The sequence below is a fragment of the Erythrobacter sp. genome (assembly GCF_040217515.1).
In the GTDB taxonomy this organism is placed as follows: Bacteria; Pseudomonadota; Alphaproteobacteria; order Sphingomonadales; family Sphingomonadaceae; genus Erythrobacter.
Genome location: NZ_JAVJPT010000003.1, coordinates 1 through 15932, shown reverse-complemented (window position 1 = coordinate 15932; position 15932 = coordinate 1). Strand labels below are relative to the sequence as shown.

Annotated in this window: 18 protein-coding genes and 1 pseudogene; 10 read left to right on the top strand and 9 right to left on the bottom strand. The window is 67.4% G+C overall.

Annotated features, from left to right (window positions below; genetic code table 11):
* Window positions 1-4: 4 nt before the first annotated feature.
* Both murA and RIB52_RS01630 read left to right on the top strand, forming a co-directional pair.
* A complete protein-coding gene (gene murA, locus RIB52_RS01635) occupies window positions 5-1285 on the top strand; it encodes a UDP-N-acetylglucosamine 1-carboxyvinyltransferase (protein ID WP_350172251.1) in 1281 nt (426 codons plus the stop codon).
* A 64-nt stretch (window positions 1286-1349) separates the two neighbouring features.
* Window positions 1350-1574 carry a hypothetical protein gene (locus RIB52_RS01630; RefSeq protein WP_174544545.1) on the top strand — a complete coding sequence of 75 codons (225 nt, stop codon included), beginning with the start codon at window positions 1350-1352 and terminating at the stop codon, window positions 1572-1574.
* Here RIB52_RS01630 and RIB52_RS01625 read toward each other — a convergent pair.
* The 5 genes from RIB52_RS01625 to RIB52_RS01605 all read right to left on the bottom strand — a co-directional run bounded on the left by RIB52_RS01625 (window position 1571) and on the right by RIB52_RS01605 (window position 4806).
* Window positions 1571-1825, bottom strand: a complete 255-nt coding sequence (locus RIB52_RS01625; protein ID WP_350172249.1) for a ribbon-helix-helix domain-containing protein — start codon at window positions 1823-1825, stop codon at window positions 1571-1573. The two genes, RIB52_RS01630 and RIB52_RS01625, sit on opposite strands and share 4 nt — an antisense overlap.
* A gap of 134 nt (window positions 1826-1959) precedes the next feature.
* Window positions 1960-2634 (bottom strand): PilZ domain-containing protein, encoded by a 675-nt coding sequence (locus tag RIB52_RS01620; protein ID WP_350172247.1) that lies wholly within the window; start codon window positions 2632-2634, stop codon window positions 1960-1962.
* Window positions 2635-2779: 145 nt separating this feature from the next.
* Window positions 2780-3175: a RidA family protein gene (locus RIB52_RS01615; protein ID WP_350172245.1), complete on the bottom strand. Its 396-nt coding sequence runs from the start codon at window positions 3173-3175 to the stop codon at window positions 2780-2782.
* A gap of 35 nt (window positions 3176-3210) precedes the next feature.
* Window positions 3211-3933, bottom strand: a complete 723-nt coding sequence (gene phbB, locus RIB52_RS01610; protein ID WP_350172243.1) for an acetoacetyl-CoA reductase — start codon at window positions 3931-3933, stop codon at window positions 3211-3213.
* Window positions 3934-4041: 108 nt separating this feature from the next.
* A complete protein-coding gene (locus RIB52_RS01605; RefSeq protein WP_350172241.1) occupies window positions 4042-4806 on the bottom strand; it encodes a hypothetical protein in 765 nt (254 codons plus the stop codon).
* A 387-nt stretch (window positions 4807-5193) separates the two neighbouring features.
* Here RIB52_RS01605 and RIB52_RS01600 point away from each other — a divergent pair, with 387 nt between their 5' ends.
* The 5 genes from RIB52_RS01600 to RIB52_RS01580 all read left to right on the top strand — a co-directional run bounded on the left by RIB52_RS01600 (window position 5194) and on the right by RIB52_RS01580 (window position 11344).
* Complete coding sequence (locus RIB52_RS01600; protein ID WP_350172239.1) at window positions 5194-5646, top strand: DUF3576 domain-containing protein; 453 nt, start codon at window positions 5194-5196, stop codon at window positions 5644-5646.
* Window positions 5647-5718: 72 nt separating this feature from the next.
* The gene (leuS, locus tag RIB52_RS01595; RefSeq protein WP_350172237.1) at window positions 5719-8226 is read left to right on the top strand and encodes a leucine--tRNA ligase; all 2508 of its coding nucleotides are present in this window, start codon (window positions 5719-5721) and stop codon (window positions 8224-8226) included.
* Window positions 8226-8750, top strand: a complete 525-nt coding sequence (lptE, locus tag RIB52_RS01590) for an LPS assembly lipoprotein LptE (RefSeq protein WP_350172235.1) — start codon at window positions 8226-8228, stop codon at window positions 8748-8750. Before leuS ends, lptE begins: the two co-directional genes overlap by 1 nt.
* 7 nt (window positions 8751-8757) lie before the next feature.
* On the top strand, window positions 8758-9822 hold the full coding sequence (holA, locus tag RIB52_RS01585) for a DNA polymerase III subunit delta (protein WP_350172233.1): 1065 nt from the start codon (window positions 8758-8760) through the stop codon (window positions 9820-9822).
* 112 nt (window positions 9823-9934) lie between these two features.
* Window positions 9935-11344 (top strand): exopolysaccharide biosynthesis polyprenyl glycosylphosphotransferase, encoded by a 1410-nt coding sequence (locus tag RIB52_RS01580; RefSeq protein WP_350172231.1) that lies wholly within the window; start codon window positions 9935-9937, stop codon window positions 11342-11344.
* 107 nt (window positions 11345-11451) lie between these two features.
* Here RIB52_RS01580 and RIB52_RS01575 read toward each other — a convergent pair whose 3' ends face one another.
* From RIB52_RS01575 to RIB52_RS01565, 3 genes are read right to left on the bottom strand one after another with little or no spacing between them, the layout of a single operon-like run.
* Window positions 11452-12051 carry an LptA/OstA family protein gene (locus RIB52_RS01575; RefSeq protein ID WP_350172229.1) on the bottom strand — a complete coding sequence of 200 codons (600 nt, stop codon included), beginning with the start codon at window positions 12049-12051 and terminating at the stop codon, window positions 11452-11454.
* Window positions 12048-12716: an LPS export ABC transporter periplasmic protein LptC gene (gene lptC, locus RIB52_RS01570; RefSeq protein ID WP_350172227.1), complete on the bottom strand. Its 669-nt coding sequence runs from the start codon at window positions 12714-12716 to the stop codon at window positions 12048-12050. Before lptC ends, RIB52_RS01575 begins: the two co-directional genes overlap by 4 nt.
* Before the next feature lie 30 nt (window positions 12717-12746).
* A complete protein-coding gene (locus RIB52_RS01565) occupies window positions 12747-13367 on the bottom strand; it encodes a ribonuclease D (protein WP_350172225.1) in 621 nt (206 codons plus the stop codon).
* A gap of 83 nt (window positions 13368-13450) precedes the next feature.
* Between RIB52_RS01565 and ung the strand changes: the two genes are divergently transcribed.
* Genes ung through RIB52_RS01550 form a run of 3 tightly spaced genes read left to right on the top strand, consistent with a single transcriptional unit; the run spans window position 13451 to window position 15316 of the window.
* On the top strand, window positions 13451-14146 hold the full coding sequence (gene ung, locus RIB52_RS01560) for a uracil-DNA glycosylase (RefSeq protein WP_350172223.1): 696 nt from the start codon (window positions 13451-13453) through the stop codon (window positions 14144-14146).
* 41 nt (window positions 14147-14187) lie between these two features.
* On the top strand, window positions 14188-14523 hold the full coding sequence (locus tag RIB52_RS01555) for a TraR/DksA C4-type zinc finger protein (protein ID WP_350172221.1): 336 nt from the start codon (window positions 14188-14190) through the stop codon (window positions 14521-14523).
* A 10-nt stretch (window positions 14524-14533) separates the two neighbouring features.
* The gene (locus tag RIB52_RS01550) at window positions 14534-15316 is read left to right on the top strand and encodes an enoyl-CoA hydratase (protein ID WP_350172219.1); all 783 of its coding nucleotides are present in this window, start codon (window positions 14534-14536) and stop codon (window positions 15314-15316) included.
* Between the two features lie 104 nt (window positions 15317-15420).
* On the opposite strand, the pseudogene RIB52_RS01545 reads toward RIB52_RS01550, so the two are convergent.
* Window positions 15421-15704: pseudogene (locus RIB52_RS01545) on the bottom strand (GIY-YIG nuclease family protein).
* Window positions 15705-15932: the final 228 nt, after the last annotated feature.

Genomic DNA, 15932 nt, shown 5'->3' with positions numbered 1-15932 from the left:
CGCCATGGACAAGCTGATCATTCGCGGTGGCCATCGCCTTTCGGGTTCGATCCCGATCTCGGGGGCCAAGAACGCCGCGCTCACTCTCATTCCCTGCGCCCTTCTGACGGACGAGCCGCTGACCCTGCGCAATCTGCCGCGGCTCGCCGATATCGACGGGTTCCAGCACCTTATGACGCAGTTCGGCGCATCGGTGGAAATCCACGGCAAGCGGCCGGAGGATTTCGGGCGGGTCGTGACCTTCGAGGCTTCGCGACTCACCTCGACGACGGCGCCCTATGACCTTGTGCGCAAGATGCGCGCCTCGATTTTGGTTCTCGGCCCGCTGCTGGCGCGCGCCGGGGAGGCGACGGTATCGCTGCCGGGCGGCTGCGCGATCGGGAACCGGCCGATCGACCTGCATCTCAAGGCTTTGGAGGCGTTCGGCGCGCATATCGAACTGGCGCAGGGCTATGTCCGGGCATATCAGGGCGATGGCGGGATGAAGGGGGGCGATTTCGACTTTCCCGTCGTCAGCGTCGGCGCGACCGAGAACGCGCTCATGGCCGCCGTTCTGGCCGAGGATACCTGCCGCCTGTTCAACGCCGCGCGCGAGCCGGAAATCGTCGACCTGTGCAACCTGCTGATCGCGATGGGGGCCGAGATCGAGGGCGTGGGAACCTCCGACCTCGTGATCCACCCGGCAAGGCGGCTGCACGGGGCGACCTACCGGGTCATGCCCGACCGGATCGAGGCGGGCTCCTATGCCTGCGCGGCGGCGATCACGGGCGGCGAGGTCCGGCTCGAAGGGGCGAAGGCAGGCGACATGCAGGCCACCATCCACGCCTTGCGCAATATCGGGGTGCATGTGAGCGAGGATGCGCGCGGGATCGACATCGCGGCGAACGGTGCCTTGCAGCCCGTCAATCTCACCACCGCGCCCTATCCCGGCCTTGCCACCGACATGCAGGCGCAGCTGATGGCGCTGGTCTGCCGCGCGGAGGGGACGAGCGTCCTGAAAGAGACGATCTTCGAAAACCGCTTCATGCACGTCCCCGAACTCGCCCGGATGGGCGCGGATGTCGCGACCGAGGGGCGCACCGCCATCGTCAAGGGCGTCGACCGCCTTACCGGGGCCGAAGTCATGGCGACCGACCTGCGCGCCTCGATGAGCCTCGTCATCGCTGCGCTCGCCGCAGAGGGCGAGACGCAGGTGCGGCGCATCTACCATCTCGACCGGGGCTATGAACGGCTGGAGGAAAAGCTCCAGCTGGCGGGCGCGGATATCGAGCGGGTGGACGACTAGGCGGGAACAATCGGCCCGGGCCCTGCGCTGTTCGGTGTAAACGGGAACACGCAGGAGGACCGACATGATCATCAGGCTCGCCGCCCTCGCAGGGCTCGGTTTCGCAGGCTATTCGCTGTTCGAAAGGCGTCGCCGCAAGAAGCGCCATGCCGCCTATGCCGAAGGCGAGCCCGACGGGCCCTTCCGCAATGCCGGGGCCGACGCGACCGCCTCGAAGGACACCATGTCGAAGCACGACGAAGCGCTCGACGAAACCTATCCGGCGAGCGATGCGACGGCGAAATATTAGGGCTCCCGGCTGACCAGCCAGACCCGGATCGCGCTGGCAAGGCCCGGCGGGATCTCGGCGCGGATGCGGTCCGCGTCGATCCGGGCGACCAGCGCGCTGACTGCGACGCCTTCCTGTTTCGCCGCATGGCGCAACATGTCCCAGAACACCGGTTCGAGGCTGATCGAGGTCTTGTGCCCGGCAATGGCGACCGAGCGTTTGACCGGCGGATGGTAGGGAATCGGGTCCACGCGCAAGTTGATATAGTTCATGCGGGGTCGATCAAGTCGGCGCTTTCCCGGTAGGAAAGGCCGAGCGGCGATCCTCCACCGATTTCGCTTTCCTACGCCGTGCGCCCGGGCCTCGCAGGGGCCGTTCCCAACAATGCGACCCCGGGCGGCGGGCCTCAGGCCGCGCGGGTCGCCGTGTTGCCGGCCTGACCGTCGGCGCGCGCATCGAAGGGCTGCAGGGCGAGCGCGAGGGCGGCGAGTTCGCCGCTCGTCATCGGCTCGAAGAAGCGCAGGCCCAGCGCGCCCTCCTCGTTCCAGCGCACTTCGGCGAGGCGCGGGTCCTGTCCGGCGATCGCAAGGCTCACCACGCGGCCGGGCGCGCAGGGCCTTGCGCATTCCACCCTTGCGCCTTCCGCCGACAGGTCGACGAGGCGCGCCCGGTCCGCCTCGCACCCGTCGACCAGTCGCGCGGCGGCCCGGATCGACAGCCGCAGCGGACGGTGTCCGAAGCGGGCATCATCGACAATGAAATCCTCCTCGGCCACCGGGCAGGCGAAACGATAGCCCGCGCGGCCCGCCCCGCTCCACACCTGTTCGACGGGGAAGGTGTGGCCGTTGGAAAGTTGCAGGATCGCACGCGCATCGGGCGGCACGTCGTGGAAGAAGGTCAGCCCCGCGCCCGTCAGCGACACGTCGCGCAGCACGCAAGGATATTCGCCGGGCCCGCATACCAGCTTGGCGATGCGCAGGACCAGTCGGCCGCGCGCGACGCTGCGGCGTTCGCCCCGGATTTCACCTTGGCTCTCCCTGCGGGAATGCTCGCTGGCCTCGTGGCTGTGGTTCACGGTCATGGCGCGCATTGGCCCCCTTGATTGGCCCCCGGACGATCCGACGCCTCAAAGGTAAGCGCACAGGCTTAACGAATCGCGAAGACGCCCTCGGGAGCCCTGCTTATCGGGGCTTTTGCTAGGTTAATGCGCCGCAGGCGGCCCGCCGCTACGCCGCCGCAGTCGCTTCGAGTTCGACCAGCACTTCGGGGGCGTAGAGCTCGCGCACGCCGAGCAGGGTGCACGCGACCCGCGCTCCCGCCTCGACATGGAGCGGCGTGAGGCCCTCGGCCAATTCCATGAAGCCGGGCACGTCGGTGGTGTAGATGTTGAGCCGCACGAGATGGGCCGGGGTCATGTCCGCCGCGGCGAGCAGCGCGACGAGATTGTCCCACGCGCTGCGATATTGCGCGGCGAGATCGCCCGGATGGAGCGGGGCGCCCGCATCATCCGAAGCGGTCTGGCCCGAACAGTAGAGCACCCGCTCTCCCCCGCGCACCTCGACCGCATGGTTGAACCCGAAATGTTCGAGCCACGGGCTCGGATTGTGTGTGGTGATTTCCATTTTCCCCCTCCGCGCGCGCCTTTCCATTGGCCGCGTCAATACATGTGCTGGCCGCCATTGATGCTCATGGTCGAACCGGTGACGAAACCCGCCTCCTCGCTGACGAGAAAGGCGACCCCGCGCGCGATCTCCTGCGCCTGGCCCAGCCTGCCGACCGGGATGCGTGCGACGATCTTTTCCAGCACCGTGTCGGGGACGGCGGCGACCATGTCGGTGTCGATATAGCCGGGCGCGATCGCGTTCACCGTCACGCCCGATTTCGCGCCTTCCTGCGCCAGCGCCTTGGTAAAGCCGTGAATGCCCGATTTCGCGGCGGCGTAATTGACCTGGCCGTATTGCCCCGCCTGCCCGTTGATCGAGCCGATATTGACGATCCGGCCCCAGCCGCGTGTCCGCATGCCGGGAAAGCACGCCTTGGCCATGTTGAAGCACCCGCCCAGATTGATGCGCATGACCTCGTTCCAGTCGTCGAAGCTCATCTTGTGGAGCGTCGCATCGCGGGTGATCCCGGCATTGTTGACGACGACATCCACGGGGCCGATGTCCTTTTCGACCTGCATGCACCCTTCGATCGTCGCTTCGTGGTCGCCCACGTCCCATTTTCGGCAATGGATGCCGAGCGCATCGGCGCACTGGCGCGCGGCTTCGTCATTGCCGGCGTAATTGGCGACGACGGTGAGCCCGTCGTCTTTCAGCGCTTCGCAGATTGCGCGGCCGATCCCGCGTGTTCCCCCGGTGACGATGGCAACCCGGCCCATTGGCGTTCCTCCCCTGTCCTGTCGTTGCGCGAGCCTAGACCCCGCGGGCCGATGCGCAAAGAAAAACCCCGCCGAAGCGGGGTATTCCGAAATCGGGCGGGGAAGCGATCAGAACTTGATCTGGGTGCCGACATAGACGGCCTGGCTGTCCTTGACCGAATTGGTCAGCGGATCGAGCCGTTCGCGCTCCTGCGAATACCGCACGCCTGCGGTCACATCGAGATTGGGCGACAGGCTGAAGCTGCCGCCGACACCGACCGTCTGGGCCGAGATCGAATCGAGCGTGTTGGGCGAACGCCCGGCGATTTCCTCCGGCTCGAGCTCGATCCGGGGCTTGAGCCGCGCGGGCTCTTCCTCGCGGCGGGCCGGTTCGAATTCGGACAGGTCGGGCATCGCCATGTCGCGCACCGAGGCGGGCAACTGGACCGTGCGGGCGAAGCTTTGATAGCCGCGTGCGGTGCCGAGATTGAACTTGCTCTGCGCCAGCGCGGCCAGGCCGGTGCCGGTACCGGGCGCCTGTTCGATCCCTTCGCGCACATCGATCGCCTTGGCCGTGTGCTCGTGATCGATTCGCACGGCGACCGTCACGGTCCGTTCGCTATCGGGCGAGGCCGATCCGGCAGGGGTGAAGCGGATACCGCCGGCGGCCATGCGTTCGGCCACCCGCGCGGCAAGCTGGGGATCGACCGAGGCCGGGGTGAAGAGGTCGAACCCGTTCGAGGCAGGCGCCGTATCGGTATCGCTGCCCGTGACGAGCGCGAGCCCGGCGCTGGGCAGGCCGACCGCCAGCGCGCCGAGAATGGCGAAACGCGCCGACCATGCCGGCCCGGCCTTAGCCGATGCCGCCTTCGCCGATGTCGTCCCGCGTCGCATGTCCCGTCTCTCGACCTCTCGAAATCGGGCGATTTTCGCCCGCTACCGTTATGCAATACGAAGATGAACGCCGTCTTAGCAATCACCCATGTTATCGCCACGCGAGGATAGGCGTGTCGCCGTGCGAAGCGCAACGATCGTGGCGCTGCAAGGCGCGCTTCGCCGGCGACCTGTTGCGCCCGGCACACATAATCGCACCTGCGCATGGGGCGATCCGGGCGCAGGTTCAGGCGAGCGAAAGGGCCCGGGCGCGATTCGCCGGGCGGGCCTTGGCGATCGCGCTTCCTTTCGGACTCGCCGAGGGTCATGGCGGGGCGGCGCTTGCCGCGCGCACCCCGAACGGTATAGAGCCGCATCGACAGACGGACTTCAAGAGGTGTTCCAACGGTGAAACCCGCCCCCTTCGCATATTCCACCCCGGCCCGGCTGGTCGCCGCCTGCGCCGCGATCGGCCTGCTTGCGGCCTGCGGCGGGCGCGAGCGCCCGACCAGCGAGCTTCCCACCGCGCAGGTCAATGCGATCGGCGTCAACGCCTATCTCTGGCGCGCCGCGCTCGAGACGGTGAGCTTCGCCCCGCTCGCCAGCGCGGACAGTTCGGGCGGCATCGTCGTCACCGATTGGTATGCCAATCCGAGCAACCCGGACGAACGGGTGAAGCTCGCCATCACCATTCTCGACCAGCAGCTGCGCGCCGATGCGCTGCGCGTCTCCGCAAGCCGCCAGGTCCGCCAGAGCGGAACCTGGGTCGAAGCCCCGGTGCAGGCGGCGACCGTGCAGAAGCTGGAGGACATCATCCTCACCGAGGCGCGCGACCTCAGGCGCAAGGCGCTCAGTTCGTAAGCGCGGTCGCAAGCACCCGATTCGCTGCGGGCGGCGCTTCCATTTGCCGCTGAAATCCATAAAGCACCGGCCATGACCGAGAACCGTTTCGATTCCGCGCGCGCGGACGCGCGCTGGCAGGCAGCGTGGGCGGACGCAGGCACCTTCACCGCCGATTCGCACGCCGCGAAGCCGAAGAGCTATATCCTCGAAATGTTCCCCTATCCCAGCGGGCGCATCCACATGGGGCACGTGCGCAATTACACGATGGGCGACGTGCTGGCGCGCTATCGCCGGATGCGCGGGGACGAAGTGCTGCACCCGATGGGCTGGGATGCCTTCGGAATGCCGGCGGAAAACGCGGCGATGGAAAAAGGCGTCCACCCGGGCGAGTGGACGCGGGCGAATATCGCGCAGATGAAAGCGCAGCTGAAGCGGATCGGCTTCGCATTGGACTGGACCCGCGAATTCGCCACCTGCGATCCCGAATATTACGGCCACGAACAGGCGCTGTTCCTCGACCTCTACGAAGCGGGGCTGGTCTATCGCCGCTCCTCGAGCGTGAACTGGGACCCGGTCGACATGACCGTGCTGGCGAACGAGCAGGTGATCGACGGCAAGGGCTGGCGCTCGGGCGCGGAGGTCGAGAAGCGCGAGCTCGACCAGTGGTTCCTCAAGATCACCGATTTCGCCGAGGACCTGCTGGCGGGCCTCGATGACCTGGAGGACTGGCCCGACAAGGTGAAGCTGATGCAGGAAAACTGGATCGGCAAAAGCCAGGGGCTGGAGTTTTCCTTCGAGCTTTCGGACGGCGCAAAGCTGCCCGTCTACACCACGCGGCCCGACACGATCTTCGGCGCGAGCTTCGTTGCGGTCGCGGCCGATCACCCGGTGGCGCAGGGGCTCAGCGATGACCCGCAGGTTGCCGCCTTCATCGAGGAATGCAAGCGCGGCGCGACCACGGCGGCCGCGCTCGAGACGGCGGAGAAGCTGGGCTATCGCACCGCGATCACCGCGCGCCATCCCTTCACCGGCCAGGCCCTGCCGCTGTTCATCGCGAACTTCGTGCTGATGGATTACGGCACGGGCGCGGTCATGGGCGTGCCGGGACACGACCAGCGCGATTTCGAATTCGCCACCAAGTACAAGCTTCCCATCGCCCGCGTCGTCGCCCCGGACCCCTCGAAGGCCGATGCGCCGTTCGAGGGCGAGGCGGAAAGCGGCGACGGGGTGATCGTGAACTCCGATTTCCTCGACGGCATGAGCGTCGAAGAGGCCAAGGCCGAAGTCATCGCCCGCGCAGAGAACGCGGGCTGGGGCGAGGGCACGACTGTCTGGCGCCTGCGCGACTGGGGCGTTTCGCGGCAACGCTACTGGGGCACGCCGATCCCGATCATCCATTGCGACGCCTGCGGCATCGTCCCCGTGCCCAAGGACCAGCTGCCCGTAAAGCTGCCCGAGGACGTCGATTTCGAGACCCCCGGAAACCCGCTCGAACGCCATCCGACGTGGAAGCACGTCGACTGCCCCTGCTGCGGCAAACCCGCCCGGCGCGAGACCGACACGCTCGACACTTTCGTCGATTCCTCGTGGTATTTCCTGCGCTTCGCCTCGCAGCCCGATGACCGCCCGTTCGACCCCGAAGAGATCGCCAAGTGGCTGCCGGTGCAGCATTATATCGGCGGGATCGAACACGCGATCCTCCACCTGCTCTATGCCCGTTTCTGGACCCGCGCCCTCGCGCATATCGGCAAGCTGTCGGTCAAGGAACCGTTCGCCGCGCTGTTCACGCAGGGCATGGTCACGCACGAGACCTATGCGCTCGGCGATGGCAGCTGGCTCTCGCCCGACGAGGTGAAGCGTAACGGCGAGGACTACGTCCACATCGAAAGCGGCCAGCCGGTCACCGCGGGCCGCGTCGTCAAGATGTCGAAGTCGAAGAAGAACGTCGTCGATCCCGACCGCATCATCGAACAATATGGCGCGGACGCGGTGCGCTGGTTCATGCTGTCGGACAGCCCGCCCGAACGCGACCTGCCGTGGTCGGACAGCGGCATCGAGGGCTGCGGACGCTTCGTCCAGCGGCTCTGGCGGCTGTTCGGCCAGTTCGACCCTTCCGCGACCGGCGAGGACAAGGCGCTGCTGCGAAAGGCCCACCAGGCGATCGTCGCCGTGGCCGAGGATATCGAGGCATTGAGCTTCAACAAGGCCGTCGCGCGGATATACGAACTGACCGGCGCGACCGAAAAGGCGGCCCCGAGCGAAAGCCGCAATTTCGCGATCCGCACGATCCTCCACCTCGCCGCGCCGATGATGCCGCACCTTGCCGAAGAGGCGTGGGCAGCCATGGGCGGGGAAGGCCTGATCGCCGATGCCCCCTGGCCCGAGCACGATCCCGCGTGCCTCGTCGAGGACGAGGTCACCATTGCCGTCCAGCACAAGGGCAAGCTGCGCGACACCCTGACCGCGCCCAAGGGCGCTTCGAAGGAGGACCTCGAAGCGCTTGCGCTCGCCAGCGAGAAGGTCCAGCGTTCGCTCGATGGAGCGGACATTCGCAAGGTGATCGTCGTGCCCGACCGGCTGGTCAACATCGTGACCTGATGCGCGCCGCCGTCGCCCTGCTCGCCGCGCTCGCCGTCGCCCTGCCCCTGTCGGGGTGCGGGCTCCAGCCGATGTATGCGGGCGGCTCGGATGCGGCGGTCTCGCAGGGCCTCGCTGCGGTGGACGTCCCCGCGATCCCGGGGCGCGGCGGGTGGCTGGTGCGCAATGCGCTGCAGGACCGGCTCGAGGCGGGCGGCGAAGAGCCGACGCGCTACCGGCTCGACGTGCGGCTCGACGATTCGCTCGAGGCGCTGGGCGTTCTCAACGACGACACGATCAGCCGCGAGAGGCGCATATTGCGCGCGCGCTACCAGCTTATCGACATCGAGAGCGGCGAAATCGTGCTCGATGCGACCGCGGGCTCGGATGCGGGGATCGATGTCGTCTCCAGCGAATACGCCACCATCGCGGCCGAGCAGACCGCGCTGGAAAACCTGGCCGAGGAAATCGCGGACCGCATGACGACCACCATCGCGCTCGCCCTGCGGGAACGGGAGCGCGCGCGGGAAACCGCCGCGCCATGACCGGGCGATGAAGGCGAAAGGGCAGGATTTCGCCCGCGGCCTGCCGCGCGCCGCCGCGAGCGCGTCGATCTTCTTCTTCTGCGGCCCGGACGAGGCCGGCGCATGGGCGGCCGCGCACCGGGTGATCGAGGCCCTGGACGATCCCGGCGAGCGGGTGGAGCTTTCCGGCGCCGAGCTGAAGGGCGATGCCGCGAAGCTCGGCGACGAGGCGCGCTCGGCCTCGCTGTTCGGGGAAAGGCGTCACGTCATCGTGCGCTGCACCGGGGATGAGGCGCATGACGCGCTCGCCGCGCTGATCGAGACGGGCGAATCGGGCGGGGGCGAAGCCGCCCCGGTGATCGTCGTCGCAACCGGCGCGACCGACAAATCGCGCACGGCCAAGCTGCTGGAAAAACGGGGGGACGCGCTGGTCGGCATGTTCTACCCGCCCGACATGCGCGATGTCGTCGTCGCGGTGCGGGCCATGGCCGATGCGGCGGGCTTGCGCCTTGGCGGCGATCTCGCCGAGCGGATCGCGGGCGGTTGCGGGCTCGATTTGCGCCTTGCCCGCAGCGAGGTCGACAAGCTTGCGCTTTATGTCGGGGCGGACCCGCAATCGCCCCGCGCCGCGACGGCGGAGGATCACGCGGCGATCGGCGCGGCAACCGAGGAGGACGGATTCCAGCCGATCGTCAATGTGGTGCTCGGCGGGGACATCGCCGCGCTTCCGGGTGAACTCAGGCGTATGCGCGAACACGGGCTCAATCCGGTCGGCCTCGTCCTCGCGCTCGAACGGCGTGCCGCGCTGCTGGCGCGAATCATGGCGCAGCTGGGGCCGCGCGGCTCCTTCGGCAATCTCGACCGGGGCGCGAAGGCGCGGCTGGGCATTTTCTGGAAGGAGGAGAAGGAGATCGCGCGCCAATATGCCCGCTGGAGCCTGCCCGAAAAGCCCGGCGCGCAAACCCGGCGGCTCGAACGGCTGGTCCCGCGCCTGGTCGCGCTGCACCGCGCGCTGATTGCGGATAACCGCGCCGCCGAAGTGCGGCTGTCGCAGGATCTCGCGCAGATCGCCCGCTTCGCCGCGAGGCGGTAACGAAACGGGGCGACGCGCTTTTCGCACCTGCAAAAATCTTGCATGATTTTAAGGTAAGTCTAGTGGTAAACACATAGACGGGGTCGCACCATGCGGGGAGTGCGATAGCGCGATGAACAAAGTTACCGTCAATCTCGGTTCGGACGCCTTAGCGGATCCTCTGGACCGAAAGGTCACGCCCTCGCTCGAGCGCAGGCGGCTGCGCACCTATATCGTCCTGCTTCTGCTCGACGGGATTCTGATCCAGGCGGGATTCTGGCTGGGCGGCTTGCTTTATGACGGGTCCTTGTGGGATTCGCGCAACATGCTGGCCGCGCAGACGCTGGTTCCCCTCTATTTCACCATCGCGCTCTATAACGGCACCTATGGCGTGCACGCGCTGACGCGCTGGCAATATGCGGTGAGCAAGTCGCTTGTCGCGCTCGCCCTTTCGGTGGCGCTGCTCAATTTCGTCGCCTTCTACACCAAGTCGAACGCCGAATTCAGCCGAGTATCGGTGACGCTGGGCCTTGCTCTCACGCTGCTGCTTCTGGCCGCGATGCGGCGGCTGGTCCCGCTGGCGATCGAACGGTTCTGGCAGGGCCGCGTGCGCAACGAGCTGGTGATCGACGCCGGCGGGCCGGTTTTCGCGCTGGGCGTGGGCGGGGAGACGAAGGTTTCGGCAGCGAAATACGATCTCGATCCGACCAGCCACGATCCGCATATGCGCGACCGGCTCGGCAAGCTGCTGCGCAATCGCGACAAGGTGGTGGTGAGCTGCCCCTATGATGCGCGCGAGGGCTGGTCCGTGCTGCTGAAATCGGCGGGCGTCTATGGCGAGATCGTGAGCGAGCCCGCGCACCGGCTCGGCGCACTCGGGGTGCATCGCTACGAGGACCAGGGCCGCACCACGCTGGTCGTCTCGGACGGTCCGCTGTCGCTGCGCGCGCGCATCCTCAAGCGCGCCTTCGATAGCGTCGTCGCGCTCGGCGCGCTGGTGGCGCTGTCTCCCCTCTTCCTCGTGATCGCGGTGCTGATCAGGCTGGAGGATCGCGGACCCGTCTTTTTCGTCCAGCGGCGGATGGGGCGCGGCAACCAGTTCTTCGAGATGTACAAGTTCCGTTCGATGCGCGAGGAAAAGCTCGATTCGAACGGCGATCGCTCGACATCGCGCGACGATGACCGTATCACCCGGATCGGCGCTTTCATCCGGCGCACCTCGATCGATGAATTGCCGCAGCTCATCAACGTTCTGAAAGGCGAGATGTCGATCGTGGGTCCGCGCCCGCACGCCTTGGGCAGCCGCGCGAACAACAAGCTGTTCTGGGACATCGACGCGAAGTACTGGCAGCGCCATTGCCTGAAGCCGGGGCTCACGGGGCTCGCCCAGGTGCGCGGCTATCGCGGTGCGACCGAGCGGGAAAAGGATCTCACCGACCGGTTGCAGGCCGATCTCGAATACATCACCAGCTGGTCGCTGCTCAGCGATCTGGGGATCCTGCTGAAGACGGTCTTCGTGCTGCGCCACGCCAACGCCTATTGAGCAGCCGGCCCATCTAGCAGCCGGCCCATTGAGCAGCCGGCCCATCTAGCAGCCGGCCCATCTAGCAGCCGGAACGCGTCCCCGCCGCGTTGCCCGGTCGGTGTGCTTCAGTCCTCCTGCGGAACGCGGAAACTGCCCGTCACGCGCCCGCCGGGCGACCCGTTGGACCCGCGTGCGGAGGTGCGCCCGTCGACGCTCGACTGCCCGCTCTGGAGGTCGATCACCAGCCGACCCCCGCTCAGCGTGTCTGTCCCCCGGCGCAGGCGCACATCGCCTGCCATCGTGATGACGCGGCGACCGAAATCGTAGATCGCGCTCGCCCCGCTGGCGCGCTCGTTGCCGCGTGTGACCACCACTCCGCCGGTCGCGGTGATGCGGTCGATCCTGAGGTCGCCGCTGTCGTCATAGCTGACGATCGTGCGCGCCGCGGTGAGCGTGAGGTCGGCCTGCTCGATCACCACTCCGCCCGACAGCACGACCCGGTTGGCACGATCCTGCAATTCGATCCGGTCGGCTGCGTAATCCACCGGGGCGCGCGAATCGTGGCTCGCGATGGACTGGGCGTGGGAGGCGATCCCGCCCATCAGCGCCAGCGTGCCGAGAAACCCCGCCGCGCCCCAGGCGAGGCCAATGCGGGCAAGACCAGTGTGGGGCTGGCCGATGCGGGGTCGGCCAGTGCGGGCGTGGTGGGTCGAACGGCGCGTCATTGCGGCATCCTCAGCTTGCCGGGAATCATGGTGAGCCGCGCATCGCCTGCGAGAGCGAAAGTGCGTTCGGTGATGTCGGCGCGCATCGAATTGGCGGAAAAGCTCCCCGCCGGGACTTCGCCCTCGACCCCTGCATCGCCTGTCATCAGGCGCTGCCTGAGATCGACCGAGACCCCGCGCGCGGTCATCGAATAGCCGTCCGCCGCAGTCAGCCTGACCTCGCCGCGCACGTCGACCACTTCCTTGTCGATATCGTAGACCCCGCCCTGTGCGGCGAGCCGCGCCGGGCCTTCGGGCAGGAGGATCTGCGCGACGAGGTCCTGCATCCGCACCAGCCCCTCCGCGCTCGAACGCTGCACCGCCTCGCCTGCCATCAGCGAGAAGGGCCGCCCGCGATCGTCGCGCCCGCGATACATCGCATTGTCGACGCTGAGCCGTTCGTCGATCGTCGCCACCTTGTTGCGGTCGAGCAGGAAGCTCACCTCGCCGCGCGGGGACAGCGGCGTGATCACCATCAGCCCCGCGACGATTCCCACGCCCACGGGCAGCGCACGGGCAAGGAACCCGACCAGCCGGTCATGCGAGCCGCCGGGCGCGGCGAAATGCTGTCGCCGGCTGCGCAGCGCCTGCGCCTCGTCGGTCTCGATGCGTTTGCGCGTTGCCACGGGCCTGGTCACCATCGGGTCAGCGGGACATCACGAATGGCTGAAGATATCGTGCTCGGCCCATCCGGCGATGTCGAGCAGCGCCCGGGTGGGGAGGAAGTCGAAGCACGCCTGCGCCATCCCGCTGCGCCCCTCCCGCGCGAGCCTCAGGGTCAGTTCCTCGCGCAGCCGGTGGAGATAGCGCACGTCGGAGGCGGCATAGTCGCGCTGCGCCTCGCTCAGTTCCGGCCCGCCCCAGTCCGAGCTCTGCTGCTGCTTGGAAATGCTTTCGCCCAAGAGTTCGTCGGTCAGGTTCTTGAGCCCGTGGCGGTCGGTATAGGTGCGAGTGAGCTTGCTTGCGATCTTGGTGCAGAACACGGGCGCGGCCATCACGCCGAGGTAGTAATGCAGCGCGGCGAGGTCGAAGCGGGCATAATGGTAGAGCTTCACCCGCGCCGGGTCGGCCAGCACCCGTTTCAGGTTCGGTGCGGCATAATCGCTGCCGGGTGCGAAGCGCACGAGATGCTCGTCGCCCGACCCGTCGGAGATCTGCACCACGCACAGCCGGTCGCGGTGAGTGACGAGGCCCATGGTCTCGGTGTCGACGGCGAGCGGGCCGTCGCCGGCGAGCACGCCTTCGGGCAGGTCTTCTTCGTGGAAATGCACAGTCATCGCGCCCTGCCCTACGCCCATTGGGGATAGAGGGGAAGGGCGTAGTGGCGCGCCGTGGCGAGGGTGGCGTAAACCGTGCCGCAATGACCTCCGCCGCCTCCGATCCCGTCCCCGAAAGCTGGCGCCCGGCGCTCGACCCGGTCCTCGCTTCGCCCGAGGCGCGGCGGCTCGGCGGCTGGCTGCGGGCCGAGGAAGCGGCGGGCAAGCGGGTCTATCCTCCGCGCGGGCAGCGGCTCGCCGCGCTGGCGATGACGCCGCTCGACAGCGTGCGCGTCGTCATCCTCGGGCAGGATCCCTATCACGGGCAGGGACAGGCCCACGGTCTCGCCTTTTCGGTGCGGCATGGGGTCAAACCCCCGCCGTCGCTGGTCAACATCTTCAAGGAACTGGAAAGCGATATCGGCCTGCCGCGCCCCGCGACCGGCGACCTCACGAAATGGGCAGAGCAGGGCGTGCTGCTGCTCAACAACACGCTGACGGTCGAGGCCGGCAAGGCGGGCAGCCATGCCGGGCGCGGCTGGGATGCGATCACCGACGCCTGCGTCGCGGCCGTGGCAGCGAGCGGGCAGGCGACCGTGTTCATCCTGTGGGGCAGCCATGCGAAGAAGAAGGCGGGGCGCGTTCCGGAGCTGGGCAAGGGCGCGCACCACCTCGTGCTCACCGCGCCGCATCCCAGCCCGCTTTCGGCCCATTCGGGCTTTTTCGGATCGCGCCCGTTCAGTCAGGCCAACGCCTTTCTCGAGGAGAACGGGCGCGGGGCGATCGACTGGTCGCTTTAGGCGGCTTGCGCCCGCGCCGGGGCTGTAGGAGGGTGCGCGTCATGAAAGAGGACGAAGCGAGGCAGCAGCTCACCCGCCGCGCCGCCGAACTGGACGAGGAGGACCGCGCCGGGGCCGAGGGCCGCGCGCCGGTCACTCTGCAACAGGACAGCGTCGGCAGGCTGAGCCGCATGGACGCGATGCAGCAGCAGGCGATGGCCAAGGCGCAGGAACGTCGCCGCATGGCCGAGCGCCGCCGCATCGCCGCTGCGCTCGAACGGCTGGAAGAGGGCGAATGGGGATACTGCCTCACCTGCGGCGAGGAAATCGCGGCGAAACGGCTCGAACACGACCCGAGCGTCGCGACCTGCGTGCGCTGCGCTGCGGGACAGGATTAGGGGGAAGGACATGACCGATACCGTGCTGCTCGATGTCGCCGATGGCATCGCGACCGTCACGCTCAACCGCCCGGAGGCGATGAATGCTCTGAGCCGTGCGCTCCGGCGACGGCTGTACGAGGTGATGGTCGAGGTGGACGGGCGCGAGGACGCGCGCGCCGTCATCCTGACCGGCGCGGGCGAGCGCGCCTTCACCGCCGGGCTGGACCTCAAGGAACTCGGCAGTGAGGACGGCGCGCTGGGCAGCGCCAACGCAACCGACCCGGCCGACAACCCGGTGCGCGCGATCGAGGTGTGTGCGAAGCCCGTGATCGGCGCGGTCAATGGCGTTGCGATCACCGGCGGCTTTGAGGTCGCGCTCGCCTGCGATGTGCTGGTTGCGAGCAGCAATGCCCGCTTCGCCGACACCCATGCGCGCGTCGGGATCGTGCCGGGCTGGGGCCTGTCGCAAAAGCTCAGCCGCATGATCGGCATTTCGCGGGCGAAGGAGCTCGCCTTCACCGGCAACTTCCTCGATGCGGCGACGGCGCACCAGTGGGGGCTGGTCAATCACGTGGTCGAGCCGGTCGACCTGATGCCGCTCGCGCGGCGGCTGGGTGGGGCCATGGCCGAGATCGACCCCGGTTTCCTCGCCGCCTACAAGCGCTTGATCGACGACGGCTACGCCGCGAGTTTCGCCGAAGGCATGGCGCTGGAAGCGGAACGATCGGGCGCGGCGAACAGCGCGGTCCGCCCGGAAGAAGTCGAAGCCCGCCGCGCCGCCGTACAGGAACGCGGACGCGGGCAGGGGTAGGACGGCTTTCGGGAAGGGCGGCGGTGACCGCTGACGGCGGGAAGTGGGTGGAGAGCCGCCATTGCCTATTCCGTCATCCCAGCGAAAGCTGGGATCGCTGTCGATCAGGGAATCTTCTCGAACAGATCATCCCAATCAGGGTTTTCTTTTCTATCTGCTCGATCTTCCAGGCACGCTTCCATGCCTTCATCGCTTTTTCTCTGGCGATCGCGTCGGTGATTTCAGCGTGAGGCTCTGCAAAGACCAGACGATCAAGGCCGTAACGACGGCAGAAAGCTGAGCCTTTCCCTTGCTTGTGTTGCGACACTCGCGCGGAGAGGTCGGCGGTGATGCCGATATACAGCACACCGTCGCGCTTATTGGTCATGATGTAGACCCAGCCGCCCATTGCCGTGAGCTAACACTATGTCGAGGACGATCCCAGCTTTCGCTGGGATGACGAATGTGAGCGATGGAGAAAGTCTGCAACGGGGTCTATTCTGTTGAAGAAGTCGCCGCAGGGGTGAGCTGAAGGCGAGGTTTGGATTTACGCGAGCGAGCTGCCATCCCGCTCAGGCGGGTGCGAGCCCCGGCATTGGTTGCATCTTGGCCAGTTTTCGGAGGTTCTGGGCTGCTG